The sequence below is a fragment of the Leptospiraceae bacterium genome, from assembly GCA_024233835.1.
Lineage (GTDB): Bacteria > Spirochaetota > Leptospiria > Leptospirales > Leptospiraceae > JACKPC01.
On the sequence record JACKPC010000001.1, the window covers coordinates 1,542,149 to 1,562,644 of the forward strand.

Consider the following 20,496-nt stretch of genomic DNA (forward strand, 5'->3'; position numbering starts at 1 on the left):
CATAGAAGGCGAACCACCGGTGGTTCGCCTGCGAGAAAAAAATTACAGTTCAAATTTAGCCAGAATTTGTCCTATTTCACGGCTCGAATCATCCAGTCCCGAAGAAAGTTTTTCCAGCTTTTCAGACTCCTGTAAAATAGACTTAGCAGATTGCAATAAACTCTCTGAAAATGTATTTACAGACTGAATATATTTTTCCTGTCCGGAAGTATTTTCCTGAATTTGTTTTGAGGACTCTGAAATCTTTTGAATAGAAGTTTCTATAATATGACTGGCTTCCAGTTGGGTGCTAAAACTTTTTTGAATCTGAATGTTAAAATCATTCACTTCTTTTATTTCTTCTAACATATTTTTTAAAAACTTGGAAGTAGTTTCTACTTTTTCTTTACCATTCTCTACCGACTTAGCTGTTTTATCAATAGTAGATTTAATGTCCTTTACGCTTGAAATGGTCTTATCTGCTAAATTCGTAATCTCCAGTGCTACTACGGAAAAACCCTTTCCGGTTTCACCGGCTCTCGCAGCTTCAATCGAGGCATTCAATGAAAGTAAATTTGTCTTATCTGAAATCTCTGTAATAATTTGAATAAAGTTACTCACCTGGCCTGTACTATCCTTTATCTCATTCATAGCCTGGTTTAAAGTTTGGATACTCTTTTCATTATCCTGAATCTTAAGCATAATCTTATCCATAGTTTCAGAAAATTTGTCTATAATCAATTTACTTTCTTCAATAGTTCCGAGGTGCTTCTCCAAATTATCTTTTATTGAAACAGTCTGATGATTTGAATCCTCTACACTTCTATAAATGGCCTTTGAAGCAATAGAAAGGCTCTCAGCAGTCCGGGTAAAATTATGAGAAGTTTCCATCTGTTCAGAAGAAGAATGGTTTAAATTTTTAGAATGCTCTTTCAACATACTTACAAATGTATTATTTTTCTCAATTAAGCCCATCAGGTTTTGTAAGACAGAATGCAAATTTTCTTTCATTATCCGAAAACTTCTGGCTAAATTTTGTATCTCAAAAACGGCACTTTCCACATCTATAGAAGTTTTTAAAACTCCACCAGAAACTTTTTCAACTTCAGAGGAAAGTAACAATAAAGGCCTGCTTTGTCTGGAAACAAAAAAGTAAACCAATACACAGCCAAGACTGAGAATTGCCAGGATAAATATAGCCATAGCCTTCCGGAAACCTTTAAAAAGATATTCGAAAGAGGAAGCCGGCACTCCAACATACCAGATACCTATAACTTCTCCCTCTTTATTTCGAATGGGTTCATAGGCAGTCTGGTTTAAAACTCCCACAACAACTGCTTCCCCGATATAGGCCTCACCCTTTTTTAAAACTGTATCACTTACAATTTGGGATACTTTGGTTCCGATAGCTCTTTCCCCGGAAGAAGTCTTCACATTGGTACAAACCCTTACATCACCCAGAAAAATAGTAGCAGTATCTCCATTCGTTAAATCCCGGACTTTATCAACAATTTCATAATTCTCATTGATAAGAGTCTTACCCTTATATAATTTCCCTTCCTGAAATGACCAATCACCCGGAATCTTTGCTTCGATATAAGCTCTTCCAAGAGCCAGATCTGTCTTGAGTTTATTATGAACATTTTCCATCAACTTTGACCGAAAGGTGAAATAAGAAAAGGTAGCAATAAGAATTGCACCTAAAGACATAAGGGATAAAAATAATGCGAGGATTTGGTACTTAAACGAAACACTTTTCAATGAATTTCTCCGGCTAAAGAATGCGCAACTTTCAGTTTTGCAAAGAAATAAAAAATAGCAATGAATAAAATCTTATATTTCAAAAATTATGGGTACATAAAAAAAGCTCTCGATTCCGAGAGCTTATCACAGGAGTAGACAGTTCTGTCTAATTATTCATAGGTCTTCTTAAGTATGTAGGTATGTCGTAGTCTTCATTGAAATTATAAGGATTACCGGCCCTCTGACCGCGGATAGACCTTGTAATCTCAATAGTTTCTTTTTCGGGTTCTTTTTCTTTCTCTTTAGGAATTCCAATTACACGTTGACGATTTGGCATTTCGTGTTTAATTTCTTCTTTTTCACGAAAGTCTTTCTTTATAGGAGTAACATTGGAAGCTGTTTTACGGTTAAAACCGGTAGCGATTACCGTTACGCGTATTTTATCCTGAAGAGAAGAATCAGAATTTAAGCCAATGATGATATTCGAATTAGAATCTACCTGAGAAGTAATAATTTGGGAAACTTCGTTCCAATCGTGAATAGTCAGATCCGTTCCACCACTCACATTGATAAGAAGTGAAGTGGCTCCGGAAACTGAAGTTTCTTCCAGAAGAACATTGTTTATAGCATTCTCAACTGCATTGGCTACTTTATTATCACCTTCACCTTCACCCACGCCCATAATGGCATCACCGGTATCTTTCATAATTGTGCGAACATCAGCAAAGTCTACGTTGATAATTCCTGGATTATTAATAATATCACTGATGCCTTTTACTGCATTCACCAGAATATCATCAATAACTTTAAAAGCCATATCAATGGAAGTAGAACGATCTACTACCTTAAAAATCGAATCATTCTTGATTGTAATAAGCGTGTCCACATGCTGTCTCATTTTTTCGAGACCGCGTTTAGCCTGGTCGCCTCTCCTTCTACCTTCAAAAGCAAAAGGAACGGTTACAACTCCCACTACAAGACATTTTAATTCCCTTGCTACTTCTGCGATAATCGGAGCTGCACCTGTACCGGTTCCGCCTCCCATACCGGCAGTGATAAAAACCATATCTGCACCCTTAAGGGCCTGGGTGATCTTGTCTTTATCTTCTGCAGCAGACTTTTCCCCAATTTCAGGATCTCCACCGGCCCCCATACCGCGGGTTATTTTATGTCCGAGCTGAAGCTTATTTTCTATGCTCGACTTTGCCAGCACCTGCTGGTCTGTATTCATAATAATAAATTCAACACCCCTGAGATTGGAGTTCAGCATGCGACTCACCGCATTCATTCCGCCTCCTCCAACACCCACAACCTTAATGGTTACCGGACTGGTTCTTTCTTCTTCCATGTACATCATAGGACAACACCTTATAAATTAGTTTCCATCCAACGCCAGACCTTTTTAGACCAGCTATCTTTTTCCTGTGAGTTATATAGTTTTTGGGGCCGTTTTGTATCTATTTGTAAACTTCTGGCCACATACTTGATGAGTCCTACCGCAGTTGAATACTCCGGTGAAGCCACTCGTTCTGCAAGTCCAGTAAGTCCTGCCGGCTTGGCCCTTCCGACAGATAATTCTAAAACTTCTTCTGCTAAAACATCAATTCCCTGCAAGAGACTTGTTCCACCCGTGAGAATAACTCCCCCCGCTAAGAAAGATTTTTTACCGGAGGTTTCTAATTCATTATTCACGAGTTCTAAAATTTCTTTTACCCTGGGGGCAATAATTCGAATTAAATCCTGACGAAGAACTACACGGGGAACTCTTCCGCTGGTAGCGGGAACTTCGATCTTCTCGGTAGGATCCACATCATTAATCATAGTATGGCCGTAACGCTTTTTGATAAGTTCTGCGGCTTCAACAGGGGTTTTTAAACCTATAGAAATATCATTTGTAATGTGGTTTCCACCGAAGGGAATTACACAGGAGAAGGCAATTCCTCCATCGATATAAACCACTACATCTGTAATGCCGGCTCCTATATCTACTACAGCCGTTCCGAGTTCTTTTTCTCCACTGGTAAGTACTGCTTCCGAGGAAGCAAAACTGGAGAGAACCTTGTCTATCTGGGAAAGTCCTGCCATTTCCAGACATTTATCTATATTATGAATTGTAGTAATGCCTGCAGTAACAATGTGAACATCGGCTTCAAGGCGAACTCCGGTCATTCCGAGAGGTTCTTTAATATTTGTCTGGTCATCAACTGCGAATTCCCTCGAAAGTACATGCAGGATTTGCTGGTCGGTAGGGATGCGAATGGACTGGGCGGCTTCTATGACTCTTCTGACATCACTTTCAATTACCGTACGTTCTTTGTTTGTGATGGCCACCACGCCCCTTGAATTGTCTGCTTTGATAGTTTTACCGGTAATGTTTACGATTACACTATCCAGATCCTGACCAGACATCAGGGCTGCATCATCGATGGCTTCAATAATTGATTTGGTAGTTGTTTCGAGGTTAATGATGGCACCATTTTTAATGCCGGTGCATCGAGACGTACCGGTTCCGATGATTTCTATTTCGTTTTCCTTAATCGGTCTCCCTACAACAACCTTGACTAAAGAGGAACCCAGATCCAGTGCAGCTATTCCATTGTATAAATCTTGCATAATCCCTTAATAATAAACCGCGTCATCTCCCCTAAGATCTAAAAGACCTACCTTGTTTTTCTTCTTTTCAAAGTAAGCCAAAGAGGAATATAACTTCCTCACCTGTTTCCGATTTAGAGTATCTCCCATAAGAACTTTCATCCTCATAGGTCGATAGATAAAGATACTGATCTCTCCATCGGAACCGAGAACAACTTCCGAAATCCTATCCATAAGAACAGGAAATTGTCCAAAATTTTCCCAGACAGTTTCCGCAAAATCCCGGAATTTCGTGTCCTTGTTGTTTTTCGGATTAAAGCTAAAGTCACCACTGAGAATGATTACGGAGGTATCTACAACGAAGTTTGAGGAAATGATATTGAAATCCTCATCTATCTCGTAGAGGTTGTCTCCTGTATTTACAATAAACCTGGCATCTCTCTCAATAATTGAGAGCAGAAGCCTGGTTCCCGATCTCTGCACCAACCTTGCATCCTTTATCCGGGGATGCTCTTTTACCCGTTCTTCTATTTCATCCAGGTTATAATCCTTAATGGATAGACCCTGTTTTAAGTCTAATAAATGAATAATCTCTTCTTTACTTAACTTCTTATGTCCCGTAATCAGGATTTTCTCCACAGAATCTCGCGATTTAATCCTGTCTCCCATGGCCAGATCGTAAATGAAATAGATGCAGGAAGCAGCTATAAACAAAATTACGTTGACCTTGAGAAAATTCCAATTTTTCCCCGGAGGCTTAATTTCTAATTCAGGACTTTCCATCTCAGGGAATTATATCTCTTTAGTAATTGATTATCCATAATGTCAATAGAGAAAAAATGTACAACCATTATATTTATCGGAAACAGGTTTTTTTTAAAATAAATTTTTTTATGAACAAAAAAAAAGATTCTGTCTCATTAGATTTCTGGCGAAAGAACAGGAGTGAAGATGGGTGAACGACGGGATTTGAACCCGCGACCACCAGAGCCACAATCTGGTGCTCTACCAACTGAGCTACGCCCACCATATATCTATGACCCGGAAGGGATTCGAACCCCTGACCATCTGCTTAGAAGGCAGATGCTCTATCCAGCTGAGCTACCGGGTCAAATGGATCGGGATGATTGGATTTGAACCAACGACCCTCTGCTCCCAAGGCAGATGCGCTACCCCTGCGCTACATCCCGCAATCCGTAAATGCTAATATTTTAGACTCTCTTTTTCTGTCAATAGATATTGTCTAAAAAGGTTTTCCTTCCTTAAGTAGCTTTTTCTTAATTCTTAATTCACCATTAATCATTGACTGCAAACCGCTCCCTGAAGAGATGAAGGGAATACTATTGTTATTTTTAAAATGCGTATGATTCTTGCACTCCGCAAGCAGATGTAGTTCTTTGAGTTCTCCATTGATGAGAGCTTCTTTCGTTCCAGCCCTGTATTTGTTTTTCTCGATAAAAAGCATCACATTCCTCAAAGTAAACCAGTTCAAGCGGAAGCCTGGCTTCGGCTCATTTCACTCTCTCAGCCGTCGCAGTTAATCAAGAGAGGAGCCTATCAGTATCTTCCTCAATATCTTTATTTTCTTCTATCATCCCTTCTAAAATACTGGCGGATGTAGTTGTATTGCGTTCTATTGACTTAACAATTTCTTCCAACTTATTCAGCTTATCTAATATATCTCTCGAATTTCTTTGGCTATCCAATGCTATAGAACAAAGATTAAATACCATGTGATATAAATTCTCAAATAATTCTTCTGTTAGTGATGAGCATTCACTATCTTCTAATTCATATTCTAAATAGGAAATTTTATCAATTCTATTTTCAATATCAGCAAGAATAGAAGAATTATAGTATCCTAACTCTCTCATTTCTTTTACTTGAGAACTCAAGATATTTATTCTTTCCCTGTAATCTATTTCTTCGTAGTAATTATCCATTGTTTGTATTTAAAAAAGTATTTTTAATATACCCCGCATTCAGTACTATTACAAAATATTTAAACGAGTAGTAATTCAATTTTGTTTAAAACTTTTTCAAGTAATATTCTGTATTCTTTCTTGAATTAAATTTGAAATTCTATTGTAAAGATCATAATTTAAAGCTTCCTTATCTTTTATGATAATTGATAATACATAATTCTCATATTCATTTGTAATATCTTTTGCCCAAGGAAAGTCATTTCTTGTAACTACAACATAATATTTAGAGAAATCTTTAAAACTCATAAACGACCAAGTAGAAGATTGAATAGTTCCTTTACCTCTTAATTTTGAAGAGATATTACGATTATTATTTACTTCTGGAATGTTCTTATATTCATCTTTTGGAGTCGATTTATCAAACATTGTGCTTATTTCTTCTAAATTATTACCTCTTACTAATTTAAAGAACATTCTAACTGCACGATATTTGACGCGAGTATTTTTAACTGGAGAAAAGTAAGATAAAGTAATTGTAATTTCTCTCTTTCTTTGTCCTGAGAAAAATTCATCTGGTAAAGGAAGCTCAAAAAAATGGTTTTTATTATTTTCAATACTTTCTATCGCATAAAGAACTATAACATCATTTCCAGATTTATATAAAAAATCTTCATTTACTTTTCCATATCCTACCATTTTAATCTTTTTCTCATCTTCAATGCTATCAGAAAAAACTATATTATCATGCTCCGCCATTCCTACCAATAAAGCTCTTATTAATAATATATTTTCGATTTGACTTTGTACCAGTAACTTTCCTGCCAAATTAGTAATATATGGTGTAGAAAAACTTGTTCCACAGTTTTCTGAAAATATTTTTCCATCCAAAAAAGAAGAATTTAGTGATAATTCACCAAGTCCATGTTTGTGAATCAAACTAGTTCTATAATCAAATGCTAAATTTCCACCATAAGCTACTAATTCTGGTTTTATACTTTCAGCAATACCGAAACCAATTCGAGAAAAAGGTGAGAGAGAATTTCTTGGTGCAATCGGTTGGTAAGAAGGATCATTAGGATATTTTATAGAAGATCTCGTTTGATCATATCTTGCGATACTTCCAACTGTAAGGGAATTTATTGAGTTTGAAGGTTCCAGAATATTATGGCCATTAAAAAAATATTCTGGATAATCATATCCGTTAAGAATTTCATCTTTTATAATGCTGGAGTCAATATTTCCGGTAGATATAATAAATAATACTCCAAGTTCATGAGCAAGATTATCTAATATCATAGATAAAGAACTCGGTTTACCTCCTTTATAAGGTCTTTTGGAATCTCCTATCGATAAATTAAATATTTTACAATTATATTCATTATGAAGTTCTCTTACTGCAAATTCGATTTGGTTTTCTATAAATTCAGGATGATATGCACTCTCTCGATCCAACACCCTTCCACTAATTATCCAAAAATCTGGAATAAAACTATTATTTTCTAAATTAGCAGCAACATCCCCATACAAAGCAATTCCGGCAACAGATGTACCATGGCCACTTTCATCTTCAGAGGCTAATCCTTTTATATATGACTTTGTATCTCCAATAGAAGGTGATAATAATGGATGTCCTGAAGAAATACCACTATCCAAAATAGCAATTCTGGGAGCTTTATCATCTGGAGCAACTGGTTGTGCTATGTTTTCAATATCAAAATTTAATAGAGAATACTTTAGGGTAAAATTTGGAGGTACGTCAATAGTACGTACATCTCGATATTTAAATAATTCTTTATAATTAAAATGATTGCATTTGGCACGTAAGATTGTAAGAAATTTTTTAGAAATTTGATCTAAGATTTGAATATTATTTTTAGAAACAAAATTTTTAAATGCAAAAATCATTTGTTCTCTATGATAATTATTTTCTGTTGGCCATAATTCTATATCTAACAAAAAGTCTTCAGTATCGGGTAAGCCTTCTCTTTTTAATACTTCGCCTTTTCTATCTTCTTCTGTCCATAGTTTAAATTCCCTTGATGCTTCAATCAATTCTTTTCGAGTAACTTTTCCTGTTGAAGCAAAAGTAGATAAACGCTTTTCAAATTCCTCCAAGGCATTTTCAGAAGCAAATAAAAGAACAATTTCATTACTTTCTTGGCTTACAATTGTTATACCTTCTATTGACTCAAAACCTGTCGGATCAAAACTTTCCATAGTTTTTAATTTTAATAATAGTCTATCATCAAAACCGGATATTTCTTCTGATTTTCTTATTATCTTAATAAGTTCTAATTCATCTTTTAATTTTTGTGCATGTGCACTTTTATCCCCGGTAAATTTTTTAGGATTAAAAGGTTTTCCTCTTCGCTCGTTAATTACTGTTTCTCTTTGGAATTGAATATGTTCGTAAATTTCAGGCATTATTTGTTTTCTCTTAATATATTTTGTCTTGATTCTTCTCGTAGATATGAAGTTTCTATATATCTATCTTCCAAAAATTCTTTTCCTTGCATTATCATTTCCTTAATTGCTCTACGAAGAATTCTTTCTATATCAGCATGTGATAATCCCTTAAACTTCTGCGATAACTCATTTATATCTGTACGTAAATTTCTTCTGACACCCCTTAGTTTTAATTCAATCAGTTTTTTTATTTGTTCTTTATTAGGATAGCTGAAATTTAAAACTTCTTCAAATCTTCTCCATACTGCACTATCTAATGTTTTTTCATGATTGGTAGCGGCAATTAATATGCTATTTCCACGATAACTATCTAACATTTGCAATAAAGCATTGACTACTCGCTTTATTTCTCCATGCTCTGAATTATCGGCTCTTTCTCTACCCAGAGCATCAAATTCATCAAATAGTACTACCATATTTGTTTTATTGATGAAGTCAAAAACCTTTCTAAGATTTGCCGAGGTTTCTCCAAGATAGGATGAAACGATTGAGTCTATTCTAATGATTGCCAAAGGTAATTCTAACTCGAATGCTATGACTTCTGCTGAAATTGTCTTGCCACAACCCGGTGGGCCATAAAATAATATTTTGTCTACCGGTTTCAAACCATGTAGTTTTAAAATCTCTCCTCGATTATGCTCCAATAAAATTTCTTCCATAATTGACTTGTTTTCATCAGAAAGAATAATCTCATCTATTGAGCGGGTAGGGGTAATTATATGGATTAATGGTAAACCTTTTTCTTTATCATTCGGAATTTCAAGATTCAATATTTGAAAAGAATTTTTTTCTGGTTCTTTTCCATATAAAATTCTTTCTAAATCATTTGCTAATAAGTGATGCTTTTTAGCTCTTTCCTCATTGATTATTTCCTCTGCAACCTGTTTGAATGAGTCTTTATCTCCAGAAGTGCCAAATTGAATCATCTTGCGTAAAAGTTTTGAACTGGCCATTGTTATACCTTATCACCTATTATTTATATAGTATGTTAAAATCATCAAGTAAAAAAAAACTCACAGCCTATCATACTCTTCCAAAACACCCAGCTTTACTTCATCCTTAACCAGTGGGAATGTGCTGAGAATGTATTCCAACTCTTCTCTTGTTAGTTTGTAAATCTTTGCAACCATAGCATCAATCTGGTTTTTCAAAGCCTGTCGTTCTTTTTCGACTTTCACACCATGAACCTCATGAGGCTTCTTACTGCCTTTCCCTTTCAAACCCACTTCTTCCAAAAGCTCGTCAAATTCTTCTGTAGTTCCCACAAGCTTCGCAGCTCTTTCGACTAATTTAGAAAAGTAAGGATGGTCTTTATCCGACTGAAACCGCGGAATGGGAAGAGATAATAAGTAAAAAACATTTAATGTAGCTGATACTTTAAGTCTAATTGTATAGTCTAAGATATAGCTATTCATTATGGATGAAAAAAATAACTGCTGAGAATTAGAAATGTTAGATTTTTCTATATTAATAGTAGCACAATTTACTTCTGATAACGATTTTTTAGGAATTATACTCGAAATTAAAGTTCGTTCATTAGTATTTGAAGCTATTCTTCTGTGCCCCCATCTATAATAATTGTAGTTATAATGACTGACTTTTTCTAACATTTTATTATCTACCCAAAATTTTGGCTTATCATAATTTGAATCGTATTGCCAAATCATTTTACCTTCAAAAAGTGGAATTCCATTTTTATTCTTATTAAATAAATAAGAGTTATTTGTAATATGTGATTCAGAAATAAGTTTCACATTCCATGTTCCTTCGATTTCTTCTCCCAATAGTGGATACTCTGCATATATTTTTTCTGTAATGTCGGATTCTTTCTTGGAGGAAAACTCCATGAGTGATAATGAATCGGGAGAAAATTTCTTTAGTGTTTCGAGGTTTACACTAACGTATTTTCCTTTCCTGTTATGTGCTTGCATCATTTCGTTTTCTGTTAGCATCATAAAGGCAGCGGGAACGTCTTTGGTTCCTTCTTTGGTTTTGATGGTGTTATAAGCAACAAATTTAAATCTACTATCTACATCCTCAAACATCTTCTTTCGATTTTCAAAGCCATATAAGAACTGAACTTTAGATTCTGCAAAGAATAACTCTCGTAATTCCTTACAGCCAAGGTCTGTATAAAACCCCGATGGCATTACAATTCCAAGACTTCCTTTTGTTTTTAATAAGTAAAACGCTCTTTCTAAGAAAAGTTTGTAGAGGTTTATATCTCCCTTGCCTCTCGCCGGATAGTCTTCACAACTTCTAAAGTATTCCGACACAGAGGAAAGGCCCATGCTGTATTCCATCCAGAGTTTCTTCAGCTTAGTATCTTTCTTGAGTGTTTCCTCTACTTTTTTCTTGGCCTGAATTTTATCCAATTTACGATAACCATCTAAGTGCTTTTCAAAGAACTCCTGTGAATTGGGTTTCCAGGTTTCCCAGGGAGGGTTGAGTAGCATAATATCGAACCCGCCCTTGTTCATGATTTCCGAAAATTCCATCACCCAGTGAAAAGCATTCAAGTCTTCTGCCTGTATCTTGAATTCCTTAAATTGTTTTATAGCTGAAGTATCTTTCTTCAAGTCTATAAAATCAATTTTATTCTTGGGCTTTACTTTCCATACACCTGAAATCTTGGTATTAAAATCCTTATGAAAAAGTTGTTTTAATGCACCTGTTTTCTGGTGAATTTCATCTCTTTTCTTGAGAGCAGCCTTTGGATTCTCCACTGAAAAGTAAGCCTTTATTAAATCTTCTCTCTCTTCAAAGGACTTTCGAATATCATAAAAATCAAATAGTCTTTCGGTCTGTTGTTTCTTAGCTCCCGGAAATAATCCCTGTTGCTCTGCTTTACCCGTATTTTCAAAAGGAGAAGAAGTAAAACCGACAAGAGAATTCCCGCAGACAACATGAAAATCAATATTCGGAAGCGGTTCTTCTACCTTATCGGTAATACCCTCTATCATTGCAATAAACAGACGAAGTTTGGCAATCTCGACTGCTTCCGGAAGAAGGTCTACTCCATAAATATTTTTACTGACTATAAATCTTCGAATTGTATAGATAGATGGAGAAGGGCTATCCATATCCTTCTTGTATTCTTTTTTCAGTGATTCCAGATTATTCGTCTTAACTACTTCGAGTAAGTTTAAATGTAATTCCGAAAGTTCATGCAAAGCTTCAATCAAGAATTGACCGGAACCGCAGGCCGGGTCACATACGGTTATATTCGATAGCTTTTCATAATAAGCAAGGAGGTCTTTTTCAGAAGCCGAAGAAAGAAACTCCGATACTTTTATACACTTTATTTTTAGATTATTCTGAATAAAATATAAAAGAAAATTTTCAATTGTTTCCCTGGAAAGAAAGGAACTCAAGAAAGGTGGAGTATAATACACACCCTGAGACTTGTTTTCACCCAGTGATTTTTCAAAAATATAACCTAAAATATAAGGGTCAATTACATCTTCATCGGTATCAGAACGTTCACTCGAATACCATAACCAGCTTTCTAAAAATGCAAAGATTTCCTGAAAGGCTTTATTGGGAATAGAAATGTCGGGATGTTTTTGTTCCAATTCATGCGTTAAAAAAAGTCCTCCATTGAGATAAGGAATTAACTCACCGGTTTCTTGAATCCAGGAAGCATCCCTATCTTCCAATTTGACACAGAGTGTTTCTAAGAAAAATCGTTTTAAAAAATTCTCATAGAAGTTACTTTTCTTGTTCTCATATTCCGCAAGCTTGCGGACCAGATACCTTTCATCTTTTTCTAAAAGATGTTTCTTCTGGAGAAAATACAGAAAGATAATTCTATCCAATAAGACCTGTGCATATAATCTCTTATCATCCGGATCTGCTACTCCTTGGATTTGTTTTACAAGCTGTAGTCTTTTTTTGGAATAGTCTGTATAAAATCTTTTGGAAACATCTTTTCTATCGAATAGGTCATCAAAGGTTTCAATCTGCTCGTATTTTAATTTAGAAACCCTTTGAATCCCTATTGGGTTTTCTCTATTTCTGATTTCTTCTTTTTTTATTGTATAACGAACAATTTTTGATTTTCCTTCATAACCTATTTTAACAAAAGTCATAGAAGAAAAATCTTGCGGAACGGCTAAAACACAATAGCGATTATATGTAAAGGAATTGATACGTTTGTTTATTTCAGATTTTTCCTCATAGAAGAATATTTCAATAAATTCGTCTTCTGCAATATTAAAAATGAATGCTCCATCATTTTCTCTGACCTGAAAACCCAAAAAAGAAAAATAGTTATACACATCATCTATGGATTGAATTTCTAAAAACTTGCTCTTAAGCTGTTCTACCTTGGACATTACATTACCTCTGGGTTTATGACCATATTTATATATATCTTACGTTTACACTTCTATAAACTCTTTGATGCTGAGTTCTTTTCCTATTTATAAAAGAAGAGAGTTTAAGATTTCTTTAATCTGGTTTTCTAAAACTGGAATATCATCTGTTATGATATTCCAAACAACCTGATAATCAATACCAAAGTACTCATGAGTTATGATATTTCGAACACCGACAATACTTCTCCAATCAATATTATTGTATTCTATTCTCATTTTATCTGAAATTCTTGCAGCTGCTTCTCCGATATCCTGTAAAGCTTTTGCACAAGCATATTTTGTTTTTAAATCATTCAGAAAATCTTGCTTACTCAGTCCTTTTACAAATATTTGTATAACTTTAGTATTATCTAAAATATGTTTTAGCCTATCTATATCTGAAAGTTTTTCATTTCTCATATATTAGAATCTTATCCTTTTCTATTCTATTAGCAAAATCAAGTGTTTCATTATGATTGTCGTATAATGCACCGCTGGAAATGACATCTACTTCTATGGGAAACATTTCTTTAATATCCAAAATCATTCTTGAAAACAAAAGCCCCACTTTTTGCTCAGGTTCTAATTCTAAAAGTATATCCAGATCACTTTCATGATCCATTTCATTTCTTGCATAAGAACCGAATAAATAAACTTTTTTTATAGGTTTATCTGCTGCATAAGCAAACATTTTCTCTTTTACATCTTCTATAGAAATCATATATATCTCTTTTTTATATTCTATCCTTTCTATATATAAATACTTAATACTAACTGGCTATGAATTTCCGAACTTTTGTAAAGACTTCCTCTCATACTGGAATCCTCTAAAATCACTTCATTATAGAATGTAAATAGAGCGGAAGCAAAATCATTAAAAGCGACTTTAGGAACCTGTTTAATGTTAATATTATATTTATTTAAAGTATCTTTTAATTTATTTGCTTTATCCGAAGAAAGCTGAGTCGTTCCCAGTATTTGCATCATTTCTTTAAAAACAATCTCTGCATCTTCTCGAATTGTTTTAGCAAACTCAAAAAAGTTCTCTTCCACGAAAAGAGCTTTTTGTTTTTTTAAACCCTGCAAAGTCTGTATAAGTTGAACCTGAATCCCCTTCACGGAACTCACTTTTTGAGAAACCTTATGAGGATCGGCTTCTTTAAGTCTTTCAATAAAGATTTCTTTAAATGCAAGATTTATCTCTTCTTCTGCCTTTTCCACCCATTCTTTATTTTCCACTTCCACACGTGTAAAACCCTCTGACTGAAGATTAGCCTTTTCAAAGAACTCTTCCGGAAAAGCATATTCTACATTTTCATTTCCTTTTTTACATAAGAATACACGGGAAAGAAGGTCTCTATTCTGATTCCGTTCTCCATAGATTTCATATAATTTATAGATGGTGTTAGGATTTTTATTGGTAATAGTATAATATTCAGCTTTCTTTTTAGGAACACCCTTAAAATCAGAACTCCTGAGATGATTTTCTTTAGCTGCAACGAATAGCTTCGCTCTAAAGAAATCTTCTTCCGTTTCTCCTTCTATACCGGAAAAAAGAGAATTACTTTTACTGTTTATTTCATATTCACTTACGGAATTGGCATTATAATTCTTTTTAAGTTGTTCACCTATAATCTGTGGATTGATCTCTTCTTCATCGGAACTTAAAATAGCCATTTCTTTTCCTAAAAGAGTATTTACCTGGCTTATTTTAGCACTTAAGATTTCGAGTAACTTTAAAAAACGCTCTAAAATTTTATCAGGTGTAAAATTAAAAACCTTAATTTTATTTTCAGAACCAATACGATTGATTCTACCCACTCTCTGTACAATTTTCATTGGATTCCAGGGAAGGTCAAAATTGATAAGTAAATCTGCATCCTGTAAGTTTACACCTTCAGCTAAAACGTCGGTAGAAATTAAGAGATTTAATTCTTCACTTTCTGTTATATTTTCTACTTTTCTGGCTCTGGGTGCAAACTTATCTAAAACTTTAGATATTCTACCCGAAGTTCTATCATCACCACTTACAGTATCAAATAATAAATCGATTTTATTATCTTCACAGGCTTGTTGAATATGATATTTAATATATTCTAAAGTATCCTTATAGGAACAAAAGCAAAGAGCCTTAATAAAATGAGAACGGTTTAATCTATCTAAGAAAATTTCTATCTTGGGCTCTTTAAGGCTTAGTGGTTCATCAGGTTTTTCTCGTAAAGGTATAATGTAAGATTCTATAAAATCATTTATTGTTTTTATATCAGTTTCACACCATTTTATAACGGTTTCTTTATCAATTAAATCCTCTTTTCCATCTTTTATATCTTCTGAATAATCCTCTAATTCCGGTTCTTCCTCTAATTTTTTCTGATTATATTTTTCAATAACTTCATTCCAGTCCTCAGAATCTATTTCGGAGCGAAGAGTTGTAATTTTTGCTTTGATGTTTTCAAGGGAACAGTAGAAAGAGTAAACACTGGATTCGATTCTTTTGAACAAAAGAAGCTTATACAAATAAGAAAGTGTTTCCCCATTGGAATTACCGGAAAGGCGTATATGGGGTAAAAATAAACTATCGAGGAATGAGTTTATATTTTCAAATATTGCTTCAAAGCCTCCTGTAAATTCGTATTCTATTTTATAAACAGTTGGTTCCTGAAACTCTAAAGGTTTACCTCCTACTTTTACATTCTTATATTTTTCTTTTATGGAAGACCTCATCCGAAGAAGCATCACAGAGTTTAAAATATCAATAATTCTTTTTTTAGCTCGCTCATAATCTGGATTATTTTCTAACTCACGAATACTGATTCCTTTACGAAGATTTTTAATTAGTTCTGAAAAAACTTGAAAACTGGATGGGTATAGACCTGCATTTGTAAGAGAAGCTTCTACTGTTGAAAGTTTTACCAGGTTTAATAAGTCGCTTACAGAGTTATTGAAAGGAGTTGCTGTTAATAACAAAACATCTGATCGAGAAGAATAAGGATGCAGTAGACTGATATGCTGATATAGCCTTGTATCTTTATTTCTGGCTCTGTGAGCTTCATCTACTACAATTAGGTCAAATTTCTTTTTTCGTAATTTACTTTCTATGGCAGAAGGAAGCATTTGGCTTAACTTCCCCTGTGAAAGAAAAACTAAATCGGATGAAGCATCTATAGAAAAATATTTTGAAAGAGTTTCTTTCCACTGATGAAGAACAGTAGGAGGGGTTAGTATTAAAACTTTTTTTCCTCTTTTATAGTATCTATAAATGACTTCGGAAGCTGTAAATGTTTTTCCGAGTCCTACAGAGTCAGAAACAATGGCTCCTCCAAATCGTTCTATTTTGTTTAAAATATTCTCAGCACCAATTCGTTGAAACTCAGCTAATTGATCAGTTCCTTGAAGTTCTTCTTCCTCCATCTTTCCAATAAAGTAATAAACCATATACACAAGCATCTGAAAAGGAGTAAGGAATATATCTTCCCTTTTTTGAGTATGCTGTTTTTCTCTCAGGATTCCTTTTACAATCTGGAGTAATTCCGGACGAAAATCTATTCCTTCAGATTCCCATAGCTCATCAAACCATATTTTTAATTCGTTATATACCGGTATATCTGAAGAAGTTAGATTTAGCTCACTGTTTTCAGTAAGTCCACTTTTCGAAAAATTAGAAGAACCAACAATTGTTCTTACTTGTTCTATATTTCCCGGTAATACTGTTCGAGCAAGATAAAGCTTTGCATGAAAAAATCGATTTAACATCAACCGAATATGGATTTTATCATTTTCCAGCAGTTCAATAATTTTGAGTAGCTTTTCCTTTTCTAAACCGGAAACCTCAGTCTCAATATTTTGAATAATTTCTCTTTTTAATTCTGAATCAGTTTTTGGAATTTTAAATGCTGTTTCCAAAACCTTTGCAGTTGTATAATCCGTTCTTGGGCTTATCAGGAACTTAATCTGAACATCGTTTTTTTGGAAAAACTCATTATTTTCCAGACTATCCATAACCAGTTCAAATCCACTCAGATAGAAATATCCTACGGCAATTCTCATTTCCCTGATATAAGGGAAAATTATGTGATTAATTACCCTATCAAACTGCCTATTTTCATCTCGGTTATCTATGAAAGCTGGAAATTGCATGGTTCGTTCACCTTATACCGAAAGTCGATAGGAATTAAAGTAAAAATCCTTCCCCCTCTAATTTTTCAGAATAATCTACAATTTTAGTTTATGAATTAAGAAAGACAAGAATTTTACAGTCATAAATGGGAAAAAGTCATGAAATTGGGTTTTAATGCAAACTTCCCACAAACATCCACAGTTTTCGGTTTGTATTTCAGTGTTATCGAGAGAAAGGAAAGCTTTTAACTGGTTTTTATACTTCTATAAATTCTTTGATACTGAGTTCTTTTCCTTTTTTCAGAATAATCTACAAATTTAGTTTAGGAATTTAAAAAGACAAGAGTTTCTGTAATGGATCTTCTTCTACTTCAATACTTTCTTCATATAATACAGCAGGATCTAAGTCGATGCAGTTATAAGGATCAAAAGTACCGCTTACATCCCAGGCCAGAGTATTATTCATTACTGTACATTTTTCAAAAAAAAACGACTCATCCTGTAATTTACAAAAAACTCCCTTATCTATAAGATGACTGATGTCATAGAGTTTAATCTTACCATCATCAAAATATAGGTATACTTTATGATTTTCAGTTGGGAAAACTTGAACTATTTTAGGTATCATTAAAATTCTCCAGTATCAAATCGGGTCAATTTTTTTTATTTCTCCATGCTGCATGGCTGATTCCCAGTTTTCTAATAACTCATTCTGACCAGGCTAAAACTAACTTTAATTGCCTGGAAGGAAGAGCACCCTTTATAATTACAGAGTTATTTATATCAACGATAGCCTGTAAGTCTCCATATTCTGCATGGAAATGGGGTGGCATGTGATCATTCCAATACATGTATATTTTAATACCAAAAAATTCCGAAACAAGTGGCATATTCTATCCTTTCTATATATAAAAACTAAAGACTTCCAGTCTTCCTTTTATCTTTGTTAGAATTACTTCAGCAATATATCTGCACCACCCAACCGCGCGGTTTAAAAGATCGACTTGATGATTGGCTCGTGTTGAAGAACCATCTGCTTTTAGTGGCTTCCCGCAAATTCCGTACTTATAGATGTCTTTCTTTTCATTATCTATAATTTGATAAAGATGATGTTCTTCTTCACTATCATGTGAATTACCATGAACTTTTTTTGCCATCTTCTTACCTTTCTATAAACTCTTTGATGCTGAGTTCTTTTCCTTTACCCCAGGCTTCCCTGTTGAAATAGGTTTCATACAATCGTTTGGGAGAATACTCCCAGTCTTCCTTTCCGGTTTTTTGGGTATATGCGTCTTTTGCTACATATAAAAGGTCTTCGGATGTATCAGCGGGCATTTGTTCCGGGTTTTCGATGACACTGTAATAAAACTTTTTTCCTTTTTCTACAGTTGAGACGCGGGAATATAAGAAACTATCAACCGAGAATGAATCTTCTTCTGAATAGCCTACAGCTTTTGCATATTCCGGGCCATCGAGTTTAAAGAGTAAGTCTGTAAGAATTTCCTCAAATGAGTAAATTTCGGATATAGTTCTTTTGGAAAGATTATCTACCAGAACATCGATATTGAGTGCATTATTTTCTTCAGCTTCCTGTAGTATTTCCCAGAATTGGTTTTCTTCCACTTCCTTACTCCTTTTTTCAGAATAATCTACAAATTTAGTTTAGGATTTTAAAAAGACAAGAGTTTTACAGTCATAAATGTGAAAAAATTATGAAATAGGGACTTTATACATATTTCGGATAAACATCCACAGTTTTCGTTCCGCATTTCACTGATATACAACCCCTATATAAGCGATATACAGTCCATATCATAGTAATGAAACAGTCCGTATCATAGTAATAGAACAGTTCGTATTATAGTAATGAAACGGTTCGTATTATAGTAATGAAACGGTCTGTATCATAGTAATAATACGTCCCTATTTCAGTGATATTCTGTAGTAAGCAGCTCAGTTTATACTTCGATTTTTCTCATCACGAGCACCGGAAGTTAAGAGAAAGTGTTAATACGAGTGAGTTTACTGATGTTACCCAAAAAGCGCTTGTTAAGAAAGCTCATTCTATACGAATGAGCGATTTACAGCAGATGATTATGCCAAACTGCATCAAGAAGCTACTTTGAGTTTTCGGGAAATGAATATGCAAATCACTGTAGCGCAACAGGCCATGATTCCGACTTTCGGATAATTCAAAAGCTCCTTATTACTGGATTCAACAAGAATCATACCGGAAATTAAAGAGGCAAGGCCGGCTGAAACCTGTTGAATAGACGAATTTACGCTCATAAAACCACCCCTATTTTCCGGGTGGACGGATGAGGTTATCATGGCCATAGCCGGAATGAAACGGCCGGAAACAAGGATAAAGAAAAGGGTAGTAGCCAGCAGAACATAAAGAATTTCGAGCTTCGGCAGGTTCGTAACAATTATAATCGGAACCATAGAAAGGCCTGCTATTGTCATGAACACCGGTTGCTTGCCAAATTTATCAGCGAGAGAGCCTATTATACGGGCAGTAAAAAAGGTAGCTCCTCCACCGAAAAGATAAACATAGGCAAGCTGTTTTTCACTCAGTCCTACATTGGAAACGAGATAGGGTGCAATAAAAGGTATTACCGAAAAACCGGCAAACATAAGGGTCATAATCAGGCTAAAAGACCATAGGTGGTTAGGATTACGAAAAATCGCCAGAAGAGCCTTAAAGGGATTATGTGGATTTTTAGGTTTTCTTGTGAGGTGTTCTCGAACCGGAGGGTGTAAAAAATGGGAGAAAAGAATAATAATTGTGCTTATAGCAGCAAGAGAATAGAAAGGCATTCTCCAGGTAAAGAGGGTAGCGAGGTAAAGTCCTATGGGTACCCCGGCTACAGAAGCTACAGAAAAGGCAGACATAATGGTACCGGTGGCTTTTCCTCTTCTTTCATAAGGAATCAAATCTCCTACTATGGAGAAAATCGTCGCTCCTAAAACTCCGCCGAAAGCTCCTGCCAGGGTTCTGGCTAAGAGAAGAGTTTCATAGGAAGGAGCGAAGCCGCAGGATAGAGTTCCGATAATAAAACCGAGGTAAGAAGTGTTCAAACTGGCTTTTCTATCAAATTTATCAATAAAGAGAGCACTTACAAGACCTGCAAAACCTGCACTAAAGGTATAGGAAGAAACTATCAGGCCGAACTGTCTGGGATTAATAGAGAAAAACTTCATCAACTGGGGCCCTAAGGGCATGATGATTACGAAATCCAGAATATGGGTAAACTGTATACAGGCCAGTAGAGCTAAAAGCTGCCATTCTTTGATTTTTAATTTTGGTTTCATAA

The 20,496-nt window shown here is 34.7% G+C and carries 15 protein-coding genes, 3 tRNA genes and 2 pseudogenes; all 20 read right to left on the minus strand.

The annotated features are described in order from the left end of the window. Positions 1 to 42 precede the first annotated feature (42 nt). Entirely contained in the window at positions 43 to 1,740 is a 1,698-nt protein-coding gene (locus H7A25_06940) for a methyl-accepting chemotaxis protein (protein MCP5499623.1), read from the minus strand. A gap of 148 nt (positions 1,741 to 1,888) precedes the next feature. Then, positions 1,889 to 3,079 carry a cell division protein FtsZ gene (ftsZ, locus tag H7A25_06945; GenBank protein ID MCP5499624.1) on the minus strand — a complete coding sequence of 397 codons (1,191 nt, stop codon included), beginning with the start codon at positions 3,077 to 3,079 and terminating at the stop codon, positions 1,889 to 1,891. A gap of 11 nt (positions 3,080 to 3,090) precedes the next feature. After that, the gene (ftsA, locus tag H7A25_06950) at positions 3,091 to 4,335 is read right to left on the minus strand and encodes a cell division protein FtsA (GenBank protein MCP5499625.1); all 1,245 of its coding nucleotides are present in this window, start codon (positions 4,333 to 4,335) and stop codon (positions 3,091 to 3,093) included. Between the two features lie 6 nt (positions 4,336 to 4,341). Then, positions 4,342 to 5,097: an FtsQ-type POTRA domain-containing protein gene (locus H7A25_06955; protein MCP5499626.1), complete on the minus strand. Its 756-nt coding sequence runs from the start codon at positions 5,095 to 5,097 to the stop codon at positions 4,342 to 4,344. 171 nt (positions 5,098 to 5,268) lie between these two features. After that, positions 5,269 to 5,341 (minus strand) — tRNA-His (locus tag H7A25_06960). 10 nt (positions 5,342 to 5,351) lie between these two features. Beyond that, positions 5,352 to 5,425, minus strand: a tRNA-Arg gene (locus tag H7A25_06965). Positions 5,426 to 5,432: 7 nt separating this feature from the next. Further along, positions 5,433 to 5,504 (minus strand) — tRNA-Pro (locus H7A25_06970). 221 nt (positions 5,505 to 5,725) lie between these two features. Next, positions 5,726 to 5,813 (minus strand): annotated as a pseudogene (locus H7A25_06975) (GIY-YIG nuclease family protein). Between the two features lie 42 nt (positions 5,814 to 5,855). Further along, positions 5,856 to 6,257 carry a hypothetical protein gene (locus H7A25_06980; GenBank protein ID MCP5499627.1) on the minus strand — a complete coding sequence of 134 codons (402 nt, stop codon included), beginning with the start codon at positions 6,255 to 6,257 and terminating at the stop codon, positions 5,856 to 5,858. 96 nt (positions 6,258 to 6,353) lie between these two features. Further along, the gene (locus tag H7A25_06985) at positions 6,354 to 8,663 is read right to left on the minus strand and encodes a S8 family peptidase (GenBank protein ID MCP5499628.1); all 2,310 of its coding nucleotides are present in this window, start codon (positions 8,661 to 8,663) and stop codon (positions 6,354 to 6,356) included. Continuing rightward, on the minus strand, positions 8,663 to 9,658 hold the full coding sequence (locus H7A25_06990; protein MCP5499629.1) for an AAA family ATPase: 996 nt from the start codon (positions 9,656 to 9,658) through the stop codon (positions 8,663 to 8,665). Before H7A25_06990 ends, H7A25_06985 begins: the two co-directional genes overlap by 1 nt. Positions 9,659 to 9,718: 60 nt before the next feature. Then, positions 9,719 to 13,042: an Eco57I restriction-modification methylase domain-containing protein gene (locus tag H7A25_06995; protein ID MCP5499630.1), complete on the minus strand. Its 3,324-nt coding sequence runs from the start codon at positions 13,040 to 13,042 to the stop codon at positions 9,719 to 9,721. A gap of 87 nt (positions 13,043 to 13,129) precedes the next feature. Then, the gene (locus H7A25_07000; protein MCP5499631.1) at positions 13,130 to 13,483 is read right to left on the minus strand and encodes a DUF86 domain-containing protein; all 354 of its coding nucleotides are present in this window, start codon (positions 13,481 to 13,483) and stop codon (positions 13,130 to 13,132) included. After that, positions 13,473 to 13,784: a nucleotidyltransferase domain-containing protein gene (locus tag H7A25_07005; protein MCP5499632.1), complete on the minus strand. Its 312-nt coding sequence runs from the start codon at positions 13,782 to 13,784 to the stop codon at positions 13,473 to 13,475. Before H7A25_07005 ends, H7A25_07000 begins: the two co-directional genes overlap by 11 nt. Before the next feature lie 29 nt (positions 13,785 to 13,813). Next, positions 13,814 to 17,200: a DEAD/DEAH box helicase family protein gene (locus H7A25_07010; protein MCP5499633.1), complete on the minus strand. Its 3,387-nt coding sequence runs from the start codon at positions 17,198 to 17,200 to the stop codon at positions 13,814 to 13,816. A 310-nt stretch (positions 17,201 to 17,510) separates the two neighbouring features. Further along, a complete protein-coding gene (locus tag H7A25_07015; protein MCP5499634.1) occupies positions 17,511 to 17,813 on the minus strand; it encodes a DUF2442 domain-containing protein in 303 nt (100 codons plus the stop codon). Between the two features lie 9 nt (positions 17,814 to 17,822). Continuing rightward, a pseudogene (locus tag H7A25_07020) lies at positions 17,823 to 18,069 on the minus strand (DUF4160 domain-containing protein). A 12-nt stretch (positions 18,070 to 18,081) separates the two neighbouring features. Further along, positions 18,082 to 18,336, minus strand: coding sequence for a hypothetical protein (locus H7A25_07025; protein ID MCP5499635.1), 255 nt, complete (start codon positions 18,334 to 18,336; stop codon positions 18,082 to 18,084). 4 nt (positions 18,337 to 18,340) lie between these two features. After that, entirely contained in the window at positions 18,341 to 18,802 is a 462-nt protein-coding gene (locus tag H7A25_07030) for a DUF4240 domain-containing protein (protein MCP5499636.1), read from the minus strand. A 486-nt stretch (positions 18,803 to 19,288) separates the two neighbouring features. After that, positions 19,289 to 20,494 (minus strand): MFS transporter, encoded by a 1,206-nt coding sequence (locus H7A25_07035; protein MCP5499637.1) that lies wholly within the window; start codon positions 20,492 to 20,494, stop codon positions 19,289 to 19,291. Between the last annotated feature and the right edge of the window lie 2 nt (positions 20,495 to 20,496).

Bases quoted from the DNA above. Each gene is read 5' to 3' on its own strand.
- ftsZ (MCP5499624.1), bottom strand. From the start codon at position 3,079: ATGATGTACATGGAAGAAGAAAGAACCAGTCCGGTAACCATTAAGGTT.
- ftsA (MCP5499625.1), bottom strand. From the start codon at position 4,335: ATGCAAGATTTATACAATGGAATAGCTGCACTGGATCTGGGTTCCTCT.
- H7A25_06955 (MCP5499626.1), bottom strand. From the start codon at position 5,097: ATGGAAAGTCCTGAATTAGAAATTAAGCCTCCGGGGAAAAATTGGAAT.
- H7A25_06980 (MCP5499627.1), bottom strand. From the start codon at position 6,257: ATGGATAATTACTACGAAGAAATAGATTACAGGGAAAGAATAAATATC.
- H7A25_06985 (MCP5499628.1), bottom strand. From the start codon at position 8,663: ATGCCTGAAATTTACGAACATATTCAATTCCAAAGAGAAACAGTAATT.
- H7A25_06990 (MCP5499629.1), bottom strand. From the start codon at position 9,658: ATGGCCAGTTCAAAACTTTTACGCAAGATGATTCAATTTGGCACTTCT.
- H7A25_06995 (MCP5499630.1), bottom strand. From the start codon at position 13,042: ATGTCCAAGGTAGAACAGCTTAAGAGCAAGTTTTTAGAAATTCAATCC.
- H7A25_07000 (MCP5499631.1), bottom strand. From the start codon at position 13,483: ATGAGAAATGAAAAACTTTCAGATATAGATAGGCTAAAACATATTTTA.
- H7A25_07005 (MCP5499632.1), bottom strand. From the start codon at position 13,784: ATGATTTCTATAGAAGATGTAAAAGAGAAAATGTTTGCTTATGCAGCA.
- H7A25_07010 (MCP5499633.1), bottom strand. From the start codon at position 17,200: ATGCAATTTCCAGCTTTCATAGATAACCGAGATGAAAATAGGCAGTTT.
- H7A25_07025 (MCP5499635.1), bottom strand. From the start codon at position 18,336: ATGGCAAAAAAAGTTCATGGTAATTCACATGATAGTGAAGAAGAACAT.
- H7A25_07035 (MCP5499637.1), bottom strand. From the start codon at position 20,494: ATGAAACCAAAATTAAAAATCAAAGAATGGCAGCTTTTAGCTCTACTG.